We start from the raw sequence: 17,325 nt of genomic DNA on the forward strand, positions 1-17,325 counted from the left end.
AGTTTGATTGTGTTGTCTCATTCGTCTTTTAAGGCAGTTATCGGGTTCATCGTCGCCGCGTTAAAACTCTTCCAGCCTACCGTGACAAAGGCGATGATCAAGGTTATCAGTGCTGCCATAGCCATTACTGTCCAATCTATTTCTATCCGATAGGCAAAGCCTTCCAGCCATCGGTTCATCAGGTAATACCCCATGGGGAAAGCGATGAAGAACGATAAAAACACCAATTTCAAAAAGTCTTTCGAGAGCATGGTAACAATCTCGGAAACACTTGACCCCAATACCTTTCGAATACCGATTTCCTTGAACCGTTGTTCCGCTGTAAAGGTCATGAGTCCGAAAAGTCCCAAACAGGCTACGAAAATGGTCAAGAGGGCGAAAATGTTCAATAGACTGCCCATTTTCTGTTCTGTGACATACGTCTGCCGGAATGATTCATCCAATACCGTATACCCAAATGTTTCACCGGTATTGAAATCGTTCCATAAGGTATTGGTATCAGCAATTAAGCTAGACATATCAGAAGATTTGGCCTTAACTATAAGTCCGCCAAAAGGTCTATAAAACAAAAACAGCGGGTCGATTTTCTGATGCAGCGATTTAAAATGAAAATCCTTGATTACGCCAATGACGGTGTGATCTCCTCCACCGTCGGTTACGATTTTACCAAGCGCATCAGCTCCAAAGCCCAATACATTCGCGGCCGTTTGATTGATGATCACATTGGTAGAGTCAGTACCGAATTCCGTTGAAAAATTTCGGCCAGCCACCAATTCCATGCCCATGGTCGCAATGTAGTTTTCGTCAATATTAAAAACTGGCATTCGCCTGCTGAACTCACCATTGATGTAGACCTGAGACATATAGTTGTCGGTACTTCCGGCAGGAATGGAGGCGGAATTCGTAATAGAAGCCACTTTGGGGTTCTTCAATAGTTCATTTTTGAAGGCGTCCCTATCATCTCCCAATAAATAGGCCTCTCGCAATACAAGTAATTGATCGCGGTCGTAGCCGATATCCTTATTTTGAATATAGTTCATCTGTTGGTTGACTACTAAAGTGGCCAAAATCAAACCTGCTGAAATAACAAATTGAAAAACCACAAGACCACTGCGTATGCCCTTATTGTTGTTTCCTCCCAAGAACTTGTTCTTCAATGCGGCAATCGGCTTAAACGAGGATAAAAAGAAGGCCGGATACCCACCAGCCAAAATGCTGATCAAGAACGTCAATACCAATAATGATAACAGCACAACGGGTTGTAGCAGAAAATCAAGCTGTAATTCTTTTCCTGACAGTTCATTATAGAAAGGAAGCGATACAAATACAAGAATAGTTGCGAGTGCCATAGCGCATAAGGTCGCGATAAAGGATTCGGATAAAAACTGAGAGACCAATTGGTTCTTGTTAGATCCCAAAACCTTACGGATACCCACTTCTTTGGCCCTTTTCGCTGCCGTCGCCGTTGCGAGGTTCATGAAATTAATACATGCGATAAGCAGCATAAACAGGGCGATAGCGCTGAAGATATATACATATTTGATATCTCCGCCCTGCTCCAGTTGACTATATGCGGAATTGTCCGAGTACAGATGAATATCCGTCAACGGAAAAATTCGGAACCCCAATTGATTTTCCTTGGTGAACTCCTCATAAGGCACCCCCATTTGTTCTTGCATCCTAGACCCCATATATTTCTCTAAAATATAGGGTAACTTCGTTTCCAAGTTTTTGTAATCGGAACCCTTCTTTAAAAGCAAATAGGTGAAAAAATCACCTCCGAACCAAGAGTCGCTTTTGGCCTCATCGAGGCCTTCAATAGATGCGAAAATGTCAAAATGAAAATGTGAGTTCTGAGGAACTTCTTCAATAACTCCGGTGACCCGATACGGTCGCTCTTCCCCATCTAAATGGAACAATTGGCCTATGGCATCGGAAGCTCCGAAGAACTTTTCCGCTGTCGCCCGGGAAATGACCACCGTGTTCGGTTCTTGGAGTGGGTTTTTAGGGTTTCCTTCGATTATTGGAAGGGTGAAGACATTAAAAAAGTTGGCGTCGACAAAAGCAAACCTATCCTCTCGATACGATTGATTGTCTATGGTGATTTTAGGTGTTCCGATCTGGCGGATACGGGTCGCATCAAGCACTTCCGGAAATTCTTGTGTGAGCGTTTTCCCGACCGGTGCCATTACCGCACCCTCTTTTATTTCTTCCCCATTGATTTTAGCCCTGAAGACCACATTAACAATTTCGTCGGCCTTTTCGTTGTACCGGTCATAACTCAGTTCATCGATTACGAACAACATAATAATCAGGCAAGAAGCAATACCCAGACCAAGGCCTAAGGTGTTCATAATGAAGAGGCTTTTATTCTTGAGCAGGTTGCGCCAAGCGATTTTTAGATTGTTTTTGAACATGATTCCAATTTTTCAATCCATGGTCAAACGGATTAGTTGATGATGACCTTTTTGTTTATTCAGACCGCAAATTCTTCAGGGGTTGAATTAGTGCTGCCCCTATCGATTGGTAGCTTATGGTGACTATTGCTATGAACAGTGCAATTAGCGCCGCTCCCGACAAGATTTCCCAACCGATAGTAATCTTATAAGCAAAATCCTCGAGCCATCGACTCATGGCATACCAACCGATCGGAACTGCGATCAAAATAGCCAGCCCGACGAGTTTCAGAAAATTAAGGCTCAATAATTTATAGATGTTCTGAAAAGATGCGCCCAACACCATTCGGATACTGATTTCCTTTTTGCGTTGTTCGACCAAAAAAGCCGACAGTGCAAAGAGACCCAAACAGGCCACAAAAATGGCCAGGATGGCAAAGGATAGAAAAATGGTGCGGATACGGCTTACATTTCTGTACATTTTGGCAAAAGAGTCGTTCATAAACGCATATCGGAAGGCCATGTTCGGCATAAACTGACGCCATTTGGCTTCCATTGAGGTTAGGAGGGCCGGCATGTCTCCTGTAGCTGCCTTGACCGAGATTATGGATGGACTGATCCCTCTAAAAAAGCAGAGGGGTTGTACCTCTTGCTTCATGGTATTGAAATTAAAATCTTCGACCACCCCGATGACTTCATACAACTGACCAAAACGTGATATTCTTTTTCCAACAGGCTCACTTAGATTAAGTTTCTTGGCCATAGCTTGGTTGATAATAACTGCCTCATCGTCAGCACTTCGTTCTTCCGAAAAATTGCGCCCGGCTGCCAGTTTCATACCCAAGGTCTCCAGATAGTCCTCATCGATTACCCATGCTTGACCTCCGACCGTTTCATCGATCTGTTCTCTCCCCTCGTTGACAAAACTGTTGCCATCCCTTTTGGCGCCTTCTATGGGCAAATAGTCACTTATAGTGACGCTGCCTACCCCATTCAAGTTTTCAAGCTCGTCCTTAAAGGTACTGACCTTGTCATTCAACATATTGGTGCCATAAAGCTGGACTACCTGTTCTTTTTCAAATCCGATCTTGGAGTTGAGGATAAAGTCCATTTGCTGGTTGACGATGAAAGTGCCTATAATCAATATGATGGAAATCGTAAATTGAAATACCACAAGGCCACTTCGCAGTCCGCTGGTTTTTTTACTCTGGCCCATCATCCCTTTCAATACTTTAGCGGGGTTGAACCGCGATAAATAGAAAGAAGGGTAAAGGCCTGCCAAACACCCTACGGCCAATGCCGCCAGCAAGACTATCGGAATGAATATCGGGCTACTCCAAGGGAGAATCAAATGCTTACCGGACATTTCACGGAATAAAGGCATCAAAAGCCAAGAAAGAACGATTCCAATACCAAATGCAATCACCGTAATCAAGGCGGACTCGGTCAAAAACTGCCCTATTAGGTATCTTCTCGAGGATCCCACAACTTTTCTGACCCCCACTTCCTTCGCCCTGTTCACCGATTTGGCAGTTGACAGATTTACAAAATTAATACTGGCAATAATGAGGATAAAAAGCGCGATGATCCCGAAAATCCAGATAATTTTGATGTCGTTACGAGAACTGGATTCATAGTCTATATGGGCCGAATACAGATTGATATCCCTCAATTTTTGCAGAGACATATTCAATTGATCCTCAAGTGTCTCACCCTGTACAAAACCGGCACTGAGGTAAGCGGGCTTCAAGTAGGTATGTATGAGTCTATTGGACATCTTTTCTTCGAAGGCTGCCACGTCAGTACCGGGTTTTAGTTGCAGATAGGTAAAATAGTTGCTTTGAAACCATCTGGTTTGTTCCCCCTCACCAAATTCCACACCTTCCATCGTGAGAAAGAAATCGTAATCCAAATGTGAGTTGCTAGGAAAATCTTTCATGACTCCGTTGACTCTATAGGGGTCTTCATCGTCTCCATTCAGATATATGACTTGTCCGACAGGGTTTGCGGTACCGAAATGCTTACGGGCCTTTGACTCTGAAATCACGATAGTCTTAGGCTCGGTTAGGGCCGTGGCCGCATCTCCGCGTACCATGGAAACCCCCATAATATCCAATATGGATTGGTCCGCATAAGCAAACGCTTCTTCATGATGTTGCATCGCTTTACCATCGATACGGATTTCATTTGTTCCGGCCCCATAAAATAGCCCATTGGCCATGAGCCTACCGGAATTCTGTACCTCCGCAAAATCCTGTAACACGGTAGAAGCCGTATTGGCAGAAAAATGAATACCAACTTCTGCCCGACCATCTTCGATATACGTGCCGATCATGCGGTAAACATTTTCTGAGCCGGGTACCTGCTTATCATAGCTGGTCTCATGAAAAATGTAAATGGAAATAAGAATACAGGCGGCTACCCCAATACTTAGCCCTGCAATATTGATAACTGTGAATCCTCTATTTTTAAGTAGATTTCTCCAGGCGATTTTTAGATAGTTTTTAAACATGGTTCTCGTTTTTCAATTGGATGATAATTCATTCCGTACGCAAGCTTTTTACAGGGTTGGCCACTGCTGCCTTGACTGCGTGAAAACTTATCGTTAATGTGGCTATAAGTAATGCTACAGCGCCGGCTATTCCAAAAACCCACCATTTTATTTCCACGCTATACGCAAAATCTTCGAGCCACTTGCTCATGGCATACCACGAAAAAGGTACGGCAATGACCACGGCTACCAAGACAAGTTTTAGAAAGTCTCTAGAAAGTAAGGTTACGATATTGGACACCTCAGCCCCTAAGACCTTTCGAATACCAATTTCTCGAGTACGTTGCATGGCGCTATAAGTGGCGAGGCCAAGAAGGCCTAAACACGCTATAAAAATGGCCAAGAATGAAAATACCGTAAACAGTTTCGTAAACTGGGTATCAGCCTCATATTGCTCATTGAATGATTCGTCAAGAAAACTAGATAAGAATGGACGATGTGGAGCAACTTCGGCCCATGTTCGTTTGACCTCAGTAAGGGTTCTTTGGAAATCATCCGATTTTATCTTGAGCGAAAAATAACGTCCATAGGGCACTTGACGAAGTGTCAAGGGAGCCACTTGCTGATGTAAAGAGAGATAATTGAAGTCTTCGACAACTCCAATAATAGTTCCTGTTCTACCCCATTGTTCGAACTTTTTCCCGATAATGGCATTGGGGTCAGAATAACCAAAATCTCTTGCGGCAGCTTCATTCACCACCAGGGAGGAGATACTATCCGCAGGAAAATCAGTTGAAAATGAACGGCCTGCCACCATTTTCATATTGTAATGCGGTATGAAGTCCTCATCGATTTCATATATGAACGGTTCAAAGTGCTCCATTTGGCCTTCGTATGTTTCGATTTCGGTACCGGCAGCGGGGAAATGACTTCCAGGCACCGTTCTTGAAAGCGAAACGGAAGACACATCAGCGAGATCTTGAAAAGATTTCTTGATCACCTCAATATTGTTTAGTACATCACCGTCCCAATTAAAATCCAATATCAACTGTTGCTCCCGGTCGAAGCCCAAATCCCTATTCTTCATGAAGTCTAGTTGGTAATAGACCAATACAGTACTCGCAATCAGTGCGATAGAAAGGCTAAATTGAAAAACGACTAGGCCTTTTCTTAGGTTCGCACCGTGCTGTGAGGTCTTAAAAACACCTTTTAATACCTGTACAGGACGAAAACTTGACAATACAAAAGCCGGATAACTACCCGAAACAATTCCGGTTACCAAGGCCGTTACAAAAAATATGATTACAATAAAGGGGTTCAGCAAGTCAGACTTCATAAACTCCCTTCCTATCATGTTGCCCATCCAGGGCAAGGCGAAAAATGCCAAAACTAGGCCGAGAATGGAGGCAAGAAATACCAAAATCATCGACTCGCCGAGAAATTGATAAATCAACCCACTTCGGTCGGCACCTATTACCTTTCTAACACCAACTTCTTTTGCTCTTTCTAAAGACCTTGCCGTGGCAAGATTCATGAAATTTATAGAAGCGACCACAAGAATGAAAAGACCGATAACAATAAAAATATATATGTTCGTCAAACTTCCAGTAACTCCTGGTTGGCGTGCTGCCTTTGATCTAAGGTATACCTCACTCAAGGGTTCGAATGAAAGGTCATAGTAATACGCTTCCCTCTGCTCGGCATCGATATGTCGGTTCAGGAAGTCGGGCATCTTTGCTTGAAAAGCGTCTAGATTAAATTTGTCGGAAACCAGAAAATAAGTATAAAAGTCTACATAACCCCAAGCATCGAAGATTCCGGGGCTTGACTGCCGAAATGAGCTCATTGACATCAAAGCATCAAATGCGAAATGTGAATTCGCAGGTACATCCTTCATCACTCCTGTAACCGTATATTTGCCGTCGGCAGCTCTTCCACCAACACCATCAATCGATTTTCCGACTGGATTGACGTCTCCAAAATATTTTTTTGCTGTAGTCTCCGTAAGTACAATAGAATATGGGGCCTCCAAAGCACTGTTGGAATCCCCCGCCACTAATGGCCAACTAAACACACTGAAAACCGATGCATCGGCATAGAAGGTGTCCCCTTCTTGAAAAACATGCTGTCCGTTTTTGAGCAGAATATCGGAACGGCCTGAGAATTGTACTTTTTCAAGTACCTCGGGAAAGTCGGATTTCAAAGCGGGTCCGACCGGGGCATTGCCCCAAATCCACCTATCGTCAAGGTTATCGGGGCTACTATGATGTACCACTCTATAAATACTATCCCCTTTTTCATGGTAGGTGTCGAACGCGTATTCGTTCTTTACATAAAGGGCAATCAGAAGGCAACAAGCTAGGCCAATGGCAAGTCCTCCTATATTTATTGCCGCATACCCTTTGTTCTTCAGTATGTTTCTCCAGGCGATCTTTAGATAGTTCTTAAACATAATGTTCTTTATTGGCCCATATAAGACAGGCAAGTTGATACTGTTCCGGGCGGTTTCGGAATTATTCCGTCCGCAAACTCTTCACTGGGCTTGCAGTGGCCACCTTCAAGGTCTGATAGCTAATCGTGATCAAGGCGATGGCCATAACCACTCCGATCGCAATCACAAAATACCACCATTGCACATCGGTGCGATAGGTATACCCTTGTAGCCATTGCTCCATAAAGTACCAAGTCAAGGGAGTGGCGATTACACCCGCTACGGCAATGAGTTTTACAAAATCAATTGAAAATAAGGTCAGGATACTTCCGACGTTGCTACCCAAGACTTTTCGGATTCCTATTTCCCTGGTTCGTTGGCCTACGAAAAAGAGAATCAACCCATAGAGCCCCAAACAACCTATTAATATAGCCAAACCTGAAAAGACCTTTGAAAGTGACAGGTATCGTTGCTCGCGCTCGTAGAGTTCGGCCACCCTATCGTCTAAAAAACGATACTCAAAGATGTAGCCATCGAAAGTCTGTGACCAACGTTCATCGACCTGTTCTAGAATATGTTTGGTGTTTTGACCATTGATTTTTATGGCAATTTCATTGTAGGCATCGCTTCGCGGAGCAATAAAGGCCGGGTCGATGTTCTCGGTAAAGCTTCGGTTATGAAAATTCTTCACAACCCCGACAATGGTTGCCTTCATTCTAGCCCCGTTGACCGCGATCTCCTTTCCGAGCATTTCTTCTGGAGACGACAGCCCTAATTTCGTAGCAAGTCTTTCGTTGACCACGACCTCATCAAGAGTGTCTTTTTTGATGAAGTTTCGACCAGCTACCAATTCAAGGTCAAAGGTTTCCAAAAAGTCCTCATCACCTAACTTGGCCTGAATGTTGAATTCTTCGTTCTCGGGTCTGGTATGGTAACGCATGCCCGTGCCCCAGTTGCTTTCCGCTGCCCCAGGACTACTCAAACAATTGGAAACATGTTCGACACCAGCTATCTGCTCAAGCCGACCTTTTAGTCCATAAAGTGCCTCTTCCTCGATGGAACTTGGAATCGCAACCATAACCATCGAATCTTTGTCAAAGCCTAAATCGGAATTCACCGCATAATCGATTTGCCGTGAAATGACAATAGTGCTAGCAATCAAAATAATGGACATGGCAAACTGGGCAACGACCAAAACCTTACGCGTGGTCGCCCCTCCTGTATCGCTATGCTTCAACTTTCCTTTGAGCGCCAATACGGGAACAATACGGCTCATTAAAATACCGGGGTAGCTACCCGACAAGAACGCAACAATCAACAATACCACTAGTATAAAGCCCACGAACCGAATATCGGACAGCTCCTTAAATGATAATTGTATTTCAAAGAGATCATTGAATGAAGGAAGAAACAAGAATGCAAGCAAAAAGCCAAGGCTCAAGGCAAAGAGACTGATGATAAAGGTCTCCGATAAAAACTGCCAGAACAGGTGTTGTTTGAAACTGCCCAAAACCTTGCGAATACCGATTTCCTTTGATCGGTAAAAGGCCTGTGCTGTTGATATATTAATAAAATTTATACTGGCGATTACGATTAGAAAGAGCCCTACAATGGCGAAAATCCAAAGTAGAATGGGATCTAACCCGCCATAATCCGGATTAAAATGGATATCCGATAATGGCTGTAATTTGTAGACATGCTTACTTTTACTGTTGGGGCGGTACTTTTTGGGTAGTTCGGTAAGTGCCGCTTCAATACCTGCGATATTCTGATTGGGTCTGAGCAAGGCATAGCATTCTAAATTACTGGTAATCCCTCCCCAGTTTTCCTCTGCGGCGAACTCGAATATATCGACCAGATTCTCAAAAGAAACATATACCTGATGCCCAAAATATGAGGTCTTTGGTAGGTCTTTCAATACCCCGGTAATGGTTATGGTCTTGTCATTTTCAAGAACGAAGTTCGCTCCGACGACATCAGTTCGACCGTACATGACCAAGGCCATTTCCTCTGTTACCACAGCGGTATTAGGCGCTGCCAATGACACTTTATCCCCACCATACTGTAAGGGAAAGTTAAAAATCTCGAAAAAGTCCTGCTCCACATACGCGACATCCTGCTTCAGTTTGTTCAGGTTCCCGTTTTGATCGATATCGATAAGCAAGCCACTTTGAAACACGATCTTAGCTACTTTTTCCGAATAGTCATAGTCTTCACGAAATACTTTTGCAAAGCCAGGTGGTACACTGGGATCATACTCGATCGCATCACGATGTTGCTCGGTATTTATCCGATAAATGCGATCGGCATTGGCATGAAATTCATCGAAAGACAGATTATGGTTCAAAAACAAATAGATGAGAATACTACTGCCAAAGCCAATAGCCAGTCCTAAAATGTTTATGGTAGTAAATACTTTCCTTTTTATCAGGTTTCTCCAGGCAATTTTGAAATAGCTTTTGAGCATGGTTCTCGTTTTTGTTGATGAATGATTGGATTGATGAATAAACTCTACATCAGATCATGGCTCCCATAGCCCTGTTCTGGCTTTCGGTCACAACCTGACCATCAAATAGATTAATGACCCGATGCGCATAATGTGAATCACGATCAGAGTGTGTTACCATAACAATGGTGGTTCCTTCTTGATTCAATTCGGTCAACAGGTTCATAACCTCGATTCCGTTTTTGGAATCCAAATTACCCGTAGGCTCATCCGCAAGAATTAATTTCGGATTGGTTACTACAGCCCTAGCAATGGCCACACGTTGTTGCTGACCCCCTGAAAGCTGATGCGGGAAGTGCTTTTCACGATGTGCGATTTTCATACGTTCCAAAACCTTCATCACTTTTTCGCGACGTTCGCTTTTACCCATTTTCAGGTAAATCAAAGGAAGTTCAACGTTCTCGAATACGGTTAGTTCGTCAATGAGGTTAAAGCTCTGAAAAACGAATCCTAGGTTTCCTTTGCGCAGTTCCGTACGCTGACGTTCCTTGAGTCCGCCGACTTCATGTCCGGCAAACTTGTAGCTTCCTTCGGTTGGGTTGTCCAACATACCGATGATGTTCAAAAGAGTGGATTTACCACAACCAGAAGGCCCCATGATTGCGGCAAATTCTCCCTCTTCAACACTAAAATTAACATTGTTCAATGCCAAGGTTTCTACTTCCTCGGTTCTAAAACTTTTCTTTAAGCTCTGTATTTGTATCATTTTTTACTGGTGTTTTACTTATTATGATTTAAAGACTTCGATATCAGGTCTTAGTGACAGTTTTTCGCTATTTTAACACTATTCGTTCCGCCTCGCCAAAGGTGTCATAGTTACTGGTGATGACTTTTTCGCCGGCTTGTAGGCCTTCTAAAACCTCATAATACCGCGAATTCTGTTTGCCAATTCGGATATTGCGCCTTAAGGCTTCATCCCCGTCAGGTCCTACGACAAAAATCCATTGGCCTCCAGTGCTCTGAAAAAAGCTTCCTTTAGGTAGTAACAGTGCCTCGCTCGATTCGCCCAGTTGCAATTTGATATTATAACTTTGCCCGGTTCGGATGGTTTCGGGCTTATCTTCGGTAAATACCAAATCGACCTGAAACTTACCGTTACGAACCTCCGGATACACCTTACGCAGTCGCAACGGAAACTCTTTGCCATTCCTTTCTAAAACAGCGACCAGATCACGTTGCACTCGATCTATATAATGCTCATCGATGCTGGCTTCGATTTTATAATCTGTCAATACGTTGATTTGTCCGATACGTTGTCCTTTGGTAATGTTCTGCCCGATTTCGGCATCTAAAAAGCCGAGTTGTCCGTCGGCCGGGGCACGTACATTGAGATGATCTAAACGTTGATACACCATGGCCAGGGTTTTCTGCATTCTTGCCAAATCGGCATCGAGTCCGGTCAAAGAGGTTGTACGCAACTGGTCGTCATTCTCGGTCTGCATTTTCAAGATATCGTATTGCTTTTGTGAGAGTTCATAATTCTCCTTAGAGGTGAGATACACCTCCTTTGAGATTAACTCTTCATCGTAGAGCGCTTGATTCTGTTCAAAATTCCGTTTTGTTCGCTGTAAATCGGTGCTTGCCGTAGCCAATGATCTTCTGCCTTCTACCTGTCGTCCATCAAAACTAATTTTGGTCGAGCGTAAATCATTTTGCTTCAATGCCAGATTACTCTCGCTTGTCATGATCTGCTCGTACAAATTGATGTTTTCCAACGTAAGGATGATGTCGCCTTTCTTGACCGTTGCTCCTTCCTCGATTAATTTTTCACTGACCCGCCCTCCTTCATAGGCATCCATATAGATGGTAGAGATAGGGGCTACATTTCCGTTGATGGTAATGTAGTCATCAAATTTACCTTGTGAAATATCCGCGATGGACAACTTGTCCTTTTCCGTTCTGAAAGTGGATACGGAGCTTGCGAAAACCAACTGGTACCCGACGAACAGCAATAAGAGCCCAATGGCGATATAGCCGTAGTGTTTGGGTCGTAATCCTTTTTTCTTTTCTAATTGTATATCCATTTTTTATCTCGTTCTATTTGTTAATGACACAAAGGCTTTCTTTTGATGGTTCGAAATGGCATAGCTGACCTCACTGCAATGGAGGCATCGCTACATTGATATCTCATGTCTCTTCTTTCGTAAGTGGTTTGTATTTTTCTCATGATTCTATTTTTTTAGGATCAAGTCCTTATATATTAATTGATATTGAAAATCGGTAACCCATTGTAAAAATCCAGGGTGCTTTTATTGACCTCGGAACGTAATCGAACCTGCAGGTTTTCATTTTGCGCACTTGCAAAAAGGTTTTTTGCGGTAAACAATTCGATTCCGTTGATCATTCCTTTCTCATAGCGTTTTTGAGCGATGGTAAATGCCATTCGCTGGGCTTCCATGTTTTGGGTGCTTTGATTTAATTCTACCAGTAATGAATTGTATTCCTGTACCAATTGTTGAATGGTTTGAAAGAGCACCTGCTCTTGTACTTCAAGGTTGTTCTGCTGACGCAATTTTTCAATCTTGGCTTGTTTTACCCGGGAGCGAGCCGACCATCCGTTGCTGATGGGAACTGTGAGGCTAAGCCCATAAAATCTAGAGGTATTATCCCTGAATTGTTCCCGGAAGGGCAAGGTGTTGTCCAAACTATCCTGAAAAGTTTCAAAATAACCTGTGCCGATACCGGCAAACAATGATAGGGAAGGGTAAAGGTTTCCTCTGGCTACACCCACCTGTCTTTTTGCAGCTTTGGCTCGCAACTCCTGTGCCTTGATCAACGGAAGGAATTCGCGTGCTTTTGAATAGACCGAATCGGACTGCATTTTGGGTGGCGTTTCCGTTTCGACCACTCCGGTGATGTTGGGCATGATCTCTATTTCGGACGTATTTTCAAGATTCATTTCTTGAATAAGGGCCAATTTTGCCGCTGCCAATTGATTTTCACTTTGGGTCAAATTCAGTTCATCGGCTAGCATCGCCGATCTGGCTTCGTACAAATCCGCGCCCGCCATCAGACCCAATTCGATTTGCTTCTCCACTAATTGGTAATTGGTCTTGGAAACACCCAATTGCTCATTCGCTATGGCGACCAAGCCTTCGGAAAACCGAATGTCATTGAACGCTTGCATCACACGGAAGGCCAATAGGTATTTTTGTTGTAGGCGTTCCTCCTTAGCGGCATTATACAAAAATTTAGCCGCCTTGATCGAGTTGATTTTTTGAAACCCTTGAAACAAATCGATATTGGACTGCAACGAATAGTTGTTCGAGAAAAAATCGCGCACAACAAAGGTTCCTGTATTTGGATCTTCAGCCCTACCAGAATTTATCGTGTAGTTTGAACTGGCATTCACGGCCGGCAGTAAATTACGAACCGACTGTCGGTAATCCTCTCTGCCCGCAGCTGCGGTGTACTGAAAATCCTTGAGCTGAAGGTTATGCTCCAATGCATAAGCAATGCATTCTTCCATGCTCCATCGCTCTTGGGCAACTAGTGTTGTTCCTATTAGGAAACCTACTAAAAATGGTATCGCAAGTTTTAACTTCATAATTTGGTGATATGCCAAACCCTAGTACCACAGCCGTGCCATAAATTTAAAGTTCTGATTATCAATTACTTAAAAAGAACAATAATTTTACAATTCTAAATTACTGTAAAATACTTAGACACTTATTGTCAAAAAAATGGACATCTTGTTAAATTTTTGGAATTCTAGTCGTAGCTTTAGAAATCAAATTACTCCCGTAAAATCGGTAGTTGAAGCGGCATGATGATACTTTCTCTATTAAATGGAATGTTTTTTGGTACTCTGGTAAAACACAAACCACAGTTATGTTAGATGCGAAAATTCTGGTCATAGATGACAACAAGAGCGTGCTCAGTGCGCTGGATATCTTACTACAATTTGAATACAAGACGGTAAAGACCCTATCTAATCCGAATCAAATATCTTCATTTCCCAATTTGGTCGATTTCGATATCGTGTTGTTGGACATGAATTTTTCGGCAGGGGTAAATACGGGAAATGAGGGCCTCTACTGGCTTCGTGAAATTAGAAAAAAAGCGCCTCAAATTTCGGTAATCATGATGACGGCCTATGGTGCCGTTGACTTAGCGGTTAAAGCGCTGAAGGAAGGAGCAGCCGATTTTATTCTCAAGCCCTGGAACAATGACAAACTCTTGGCGACAGTCAAATCGGCCTATGAGCTGCGAAAATCGCGCAAGGAAGTGAACCAGCTCAAACAAAAAGAAAACAGCCTCAAACAGGTCATCAATCAAAAAAAGAACCGCATCATCGGCAAGTCGAACACCCTGAACGCGGTACTGAAGCTTGTCGGTAAAGTGGCCAGAACCGATGTGAATGTGTTGGTCACCGGAGAGAATGGAACGGGGAAGGAACTGATTGCCCGAGAACTACACGGACTTTCCAATAGAAAAGATGAGGTCTTTATTCCGGTGGATATGGGTTCCATCTCAGAAAACCTATTCGAAAGCGAACTGTTCGGGCACTTGAAAGGTTCTTTTACCGATGCCAAGGAAGACCGTGCGGGAAAGTTTGAAGCCGCAAACGGCGGCACCCTATTTTTAGACGAAATCGGAAACCTATCGCTTCAGACACAGGCCAAACTTTTGTCTGCCATACAAAACAAGACCATCGTACGTGTTGGTTCGAACAAATCGATTCCTGTTGATATTCGTTTGATCTGTGCCACCAATGAAAACCTTGATCAAATGGTGGCAGACGGTCTTTTCAGGGAAGACTTGCTCTATAGGATCAATACGATCATGGTAGAAGTACCACCACTTCGAGAACGAGGTGACGATATTTTGGTTTTGGCCGATTTCTACCTGAATAAGTTTACCTCGAAATATGGCAAACAGGGACTAAAGATCAACCAAGACGCGCAAGAAAAATTACTTTCGTACCCCTGGCCGGGCAATGTTCGTGAACTGTTACATACCATAGAAAGAGCGGTGATCCTATCAGAAGAAAATGTGTTGCGCCCAAGCGATTTTCTATTGAATACCAAAACCGCTGTCGTTGCCGAAAACAACCAAATTACCCTAGAAGAGATGGAGATTCAGATGATTTCGAATGCTTTGGACCAAAATGACGGCAACTATAGTGCCGCAGCGGAACAATTGGGAATCTCTAGACAGACACTTTATAATAAAATGAAGAAAAAAAGTAAGGTATAGGCGATTACAAGCGGCCAAAGACAACCCAATCCACTAAACCCTAACTCCTAACTCCTAACTCAACATATGGTAAGCAGAAACATATACGTACAGCTCATCTTCCGAATTCTATTGATTTCTGTTTCCGCAATAGCTTCTGCCTTTTTCTTTTTCAATAAACAATACCTGCTTGCCGTGTTCGCCTTTGCATTTCTTGTCCTCATGACCTCTTTTTTGATTCATTACGTCAATCAGACCAATCGGAAGATCGCATATTTCTTTGATGCCATCAAAAACGAGGATTTTACCCTTCGCTTTCCTGAAAAGCTGAGTGTCAAATCATTGGAAGAATTGAACCATAGTTTGAATACGCTGAACGAGATGATTCAAGATATTCATTTGAAAAAACAGGCTCAAGAGCAGTTCTATCAGGAAATCATCAAACAGGCCGATATCGGTATTCTGACCATTAATGAAAAAGGGCATATTCTCTTCGCCAATTCCACTACCGAAAAACTATTCGATTATACCCCATTGAACCATATCAAGCAACTGCGGCAAGTGGATCAGAAGCTCTACGAACTCTTTGAAGAATTACAACCTTTTGAGCGTAAGTTGGTACAGTTGACCAATGAACGGGAGAAAAAACAGTTGGCCCTAAAATCGACCTCGATTTCCTCAGAAGGGAAAGAATTGCTTTTGGTAGTCGTTCAGGATATCCACAAAGAGCTGGACGAAAAAGAAACGGATTCTTGGATAAAGTTGATTCGTGTACTCACCCATGAAATCATGAACACCATAACCCCGATCACTTCCATTTCAGAGTCTATTTTGAAATACTACAAAACCAATAACGGACTGGTCACGCTGGAGGAATTCAATGAAAGCCATATTCAAAATACCGTCAAGGGCCTTGAAGTGATCAAAGAGCAAGGTGGTGACCTCATGGACTTTGTACAGTCATACCGCAGCATTCTCAGTCTGCCCAAACCCGATAAAAGCCTTATCAATGCCGAACGCCTACTGACCAAAGTCAAGGTGCTTATGAATCAAGGAAACGATGAGCGAACCGAGGTCTTCGAGTTGCTCATTCAACCCGCCGACCTTGAATTGTATCTCGATGAGAAACAGATTTCCCAAATCTTGATCAACCTTTGCAAGAATGCACTGCAATCTTTAAGCGGACAACAAGAAGTAATGCCCGATGGATGGCAAGGAAAGGTCAAAATGGTAGCCGGGCTTACCCAAGATGGTAAAAAGTATATTCGGGTCAGTGATAACGGCCCCGGAATTCCCCCGGAATTAATGGATGAGATCTTCGTTCCTTTCTTTACGACGAAGGATACCGGAACGGGTATCGGACTCAGTTTGTCAAAACAGATCATGCATTTGCATGGCGGTAGTATGAGCGTACATTCCATTCCTGACAAAGAAACTTCCTTTCTCTTGATTTTTTAGGCAATAGATGACCGTTTCCTAAAATAAGTATTCGAAACTTCCGTTATATAAGAGTATCCCATAAAAACTTCTTATATAGAATTTTTACTTTAAAATCTGCTTACCAACGCATTTTTTGAAACCACTTAGACCAAAATCTAATTATGGGGCACAAAACACTATATAATCCGTCGTGGAATACCGTTTACGATTATCTGAACGATTCGGGCAATTCCAAGAAACACCAACAATTCTATACCGCAGTTGAACCGTTGATCAAACATTGGTTGTTGCGATTTGGTATTAAAGATGACCTTGAGGGACATACCAAAAGCATTTTTTCGGATCTCTACCTAAAGGAACTCAAAAGATTTCGTTCAGGACATCTTGTGCCGGAAAAGTGTAGTGCGAAAATCACCACGTACTACTATCCTGTCATCAAAAACCTATGCATTGACTACGTCAACGTTCTTCAAAGTAAAATACCCTATTCGGAAAATACGACAGCGAATTCCGTACCGGCGAATCTGGGTATCTTTGAGAGCTTATGGGGCGAGCATAAGAACACGCTACTTCTTGAAATGGTTCGCAGCGTTAAGGACTGGATCGAGCTTTCCAATTTTGAACCCACGAAAAAAGAAATTCTCAGAAAACGTTTTATCGAGGGTAAAAAATTTCCCGACATCCTTAATGTGTCGGAAAAAAGCGCGTTTGAAGCACAGCGCAAATGGGCCTGTAGACAAGGAAAAAAAATAGCCCAAAAAATAGCTGCGGTACTCTTGCCTGCCATTATCGACTTTTACCGACTTCCGATCAGTAAAAAAATCGACCCAAAAATCATAGAAAAGTATTTGCTCGGGCTGCGCACAAAAATAGCCGTATAACT

General features: G+C 43.0%; 10 protein-coding genes. 3 read left to right on the forward strand and 7 right to left on the reverse strand.

Annotated elements, in window-relative coordinates; all coding sequences use genetic code 11:
• Window positions 1-17 precede the first annotated feature (17 nt).
• The 7 genes from ACKWCA_RS04865 to ACKWCA_RS04895 form a co-directional block, all read right to left on the reverse strand.
• A complete protein-coding gene (locus ACKWCA_RS04865) occupies window positions 18-2,417 on the reverse strand; it encodes an ABC transporter permease (RefSeq protein WP_413977014.1) in 2,400 nt (799 codons plus the stop codon).
• Between the two features lie 55 nt (window positions 2,418-2,472).
• Entirely contained in the window at window positions 2,473-4,908 is a 2,436-nt protein-coding gene (locus tag ACKWCA_RS04870; protein WP_413977015.1) for an ABC transporter permease, read from the reverse strand.
• A gap of 28 nt (window positions 4,909-4,936) precedes the next feature.
• Window positions 4,937-7,339 (reverse strand): ABC transporter permease, encoded by a 2,403-nt coding sequence (locus tag ACKWCA_RS04875; protein ID WP_413977016.1) that lies wholly within the window; start codon window positions 7,337-7,339, stop codon window positions 4,937-4,939.
• A 61-nt stretch (window positions 7,340-7,400) separates the two neighbouring features.
• Entirely contained in the window at window positions 7,401-9,785 is a 2,385-nt protein-coding gene (locus tag ACKWCA_RS04880; protein WP_413977017.1) for an ABC transporter permease, read from the reverse strand.
• A gap of 49 nt (window positions 9,786-9,834) precedes the next feature.
• Window positions 9,835-10,530 (reverse strand): ABC transporter ATP-binding protein, encoded by a 696-nt coding sequence (locus ACKWCA_RS04885; protein WP_413977018.1) that lies wholly within the window; start codon window positions 10,528-10,530, stop codon window positions 9,835-9,837.
• A gap of 67 nt (window positions 10,531-10,597) precedes the next feature.
• On the reverse strand, window positions 10,598-11,848 hold the full coding sequence (locus tag ACKWCA_RS04890; protein WP_413977019.1) for an efflux RND transporter periplasmic adaptor subunit: 1,251 nt from the start codon (window positions 11,846-11,848) through the stop codon (window positions 10,598-10,600).
• A 176-nt stretch (window positions 11,849-12,024) separates the two neighbouring features.
• Window positions 12,025-13,371: a TolC family protein gene (locus ACKWCA_RS04895; protein WP_413977020.1), complete on the reverse strand. Its 1,347-nt coding sequence runs from the start codon at window positions 13,369-13,371 to the stop codon at window positions 12,025-12,027.
• 284 nt (window positions 13,372-13,655) lie between these two features.
• Here ACKWCA_RS04895 and ACKWCA_RS04900 point away from each other — a divergent pair, with 284 nt between their 5' ends.
• From ACKWCA_RS04900 to ACKWCA_RS04910, 3 genes are all read left to right on the forward strand, one after another.
• Window positions 13,656-15,023, forward strand: a complete 1,368-nt coding sequence (locus ACKWCA_RS04900) for a sigma-54-dependent transcriptional regulator (protein ID WP_413977021.1) — start codon at window positions 13,656-13,658, stop codon at window positions 15,021-15,023.
• 66 nt (window positions 15,024-15,089) lie between these two features.
• Window positions 15,090-16,460, forward strand: a complete 1,371-nt coding sequence (locus tag ACKWCA_RS04905) for a sensor histidine kinase (RefSeq protein ID WP_413977022.1) — start codon at window positions 15,090-15,092, stop codon at window positions 16,458-16,460.
• Window positions 16,461-16,603: 143 nt separating this feature from the next.
• Window positions 16,604-17,323, forward strand: a complete 720-nt coding sequence (locus tag ACKWCA_RS04910; protein ID WP_413977023.1) for an RNA polymerase sigma factor — start codon at window positions 16,604-16,606, stop codon at window positions 17,321-17,323.
• Window positions 17,324-17,325 lie beyond the last annotated feature (2 nt).

This window comes from Maribacter corallii (assembly GCF_047345415.1).
In the GTDB taxonomy this organism is placed as follows: Bacteria; Bacteroidota; Bacteroidia; order Flavobacteriales; family Flavobacteriaceae; genus Maribacter_C.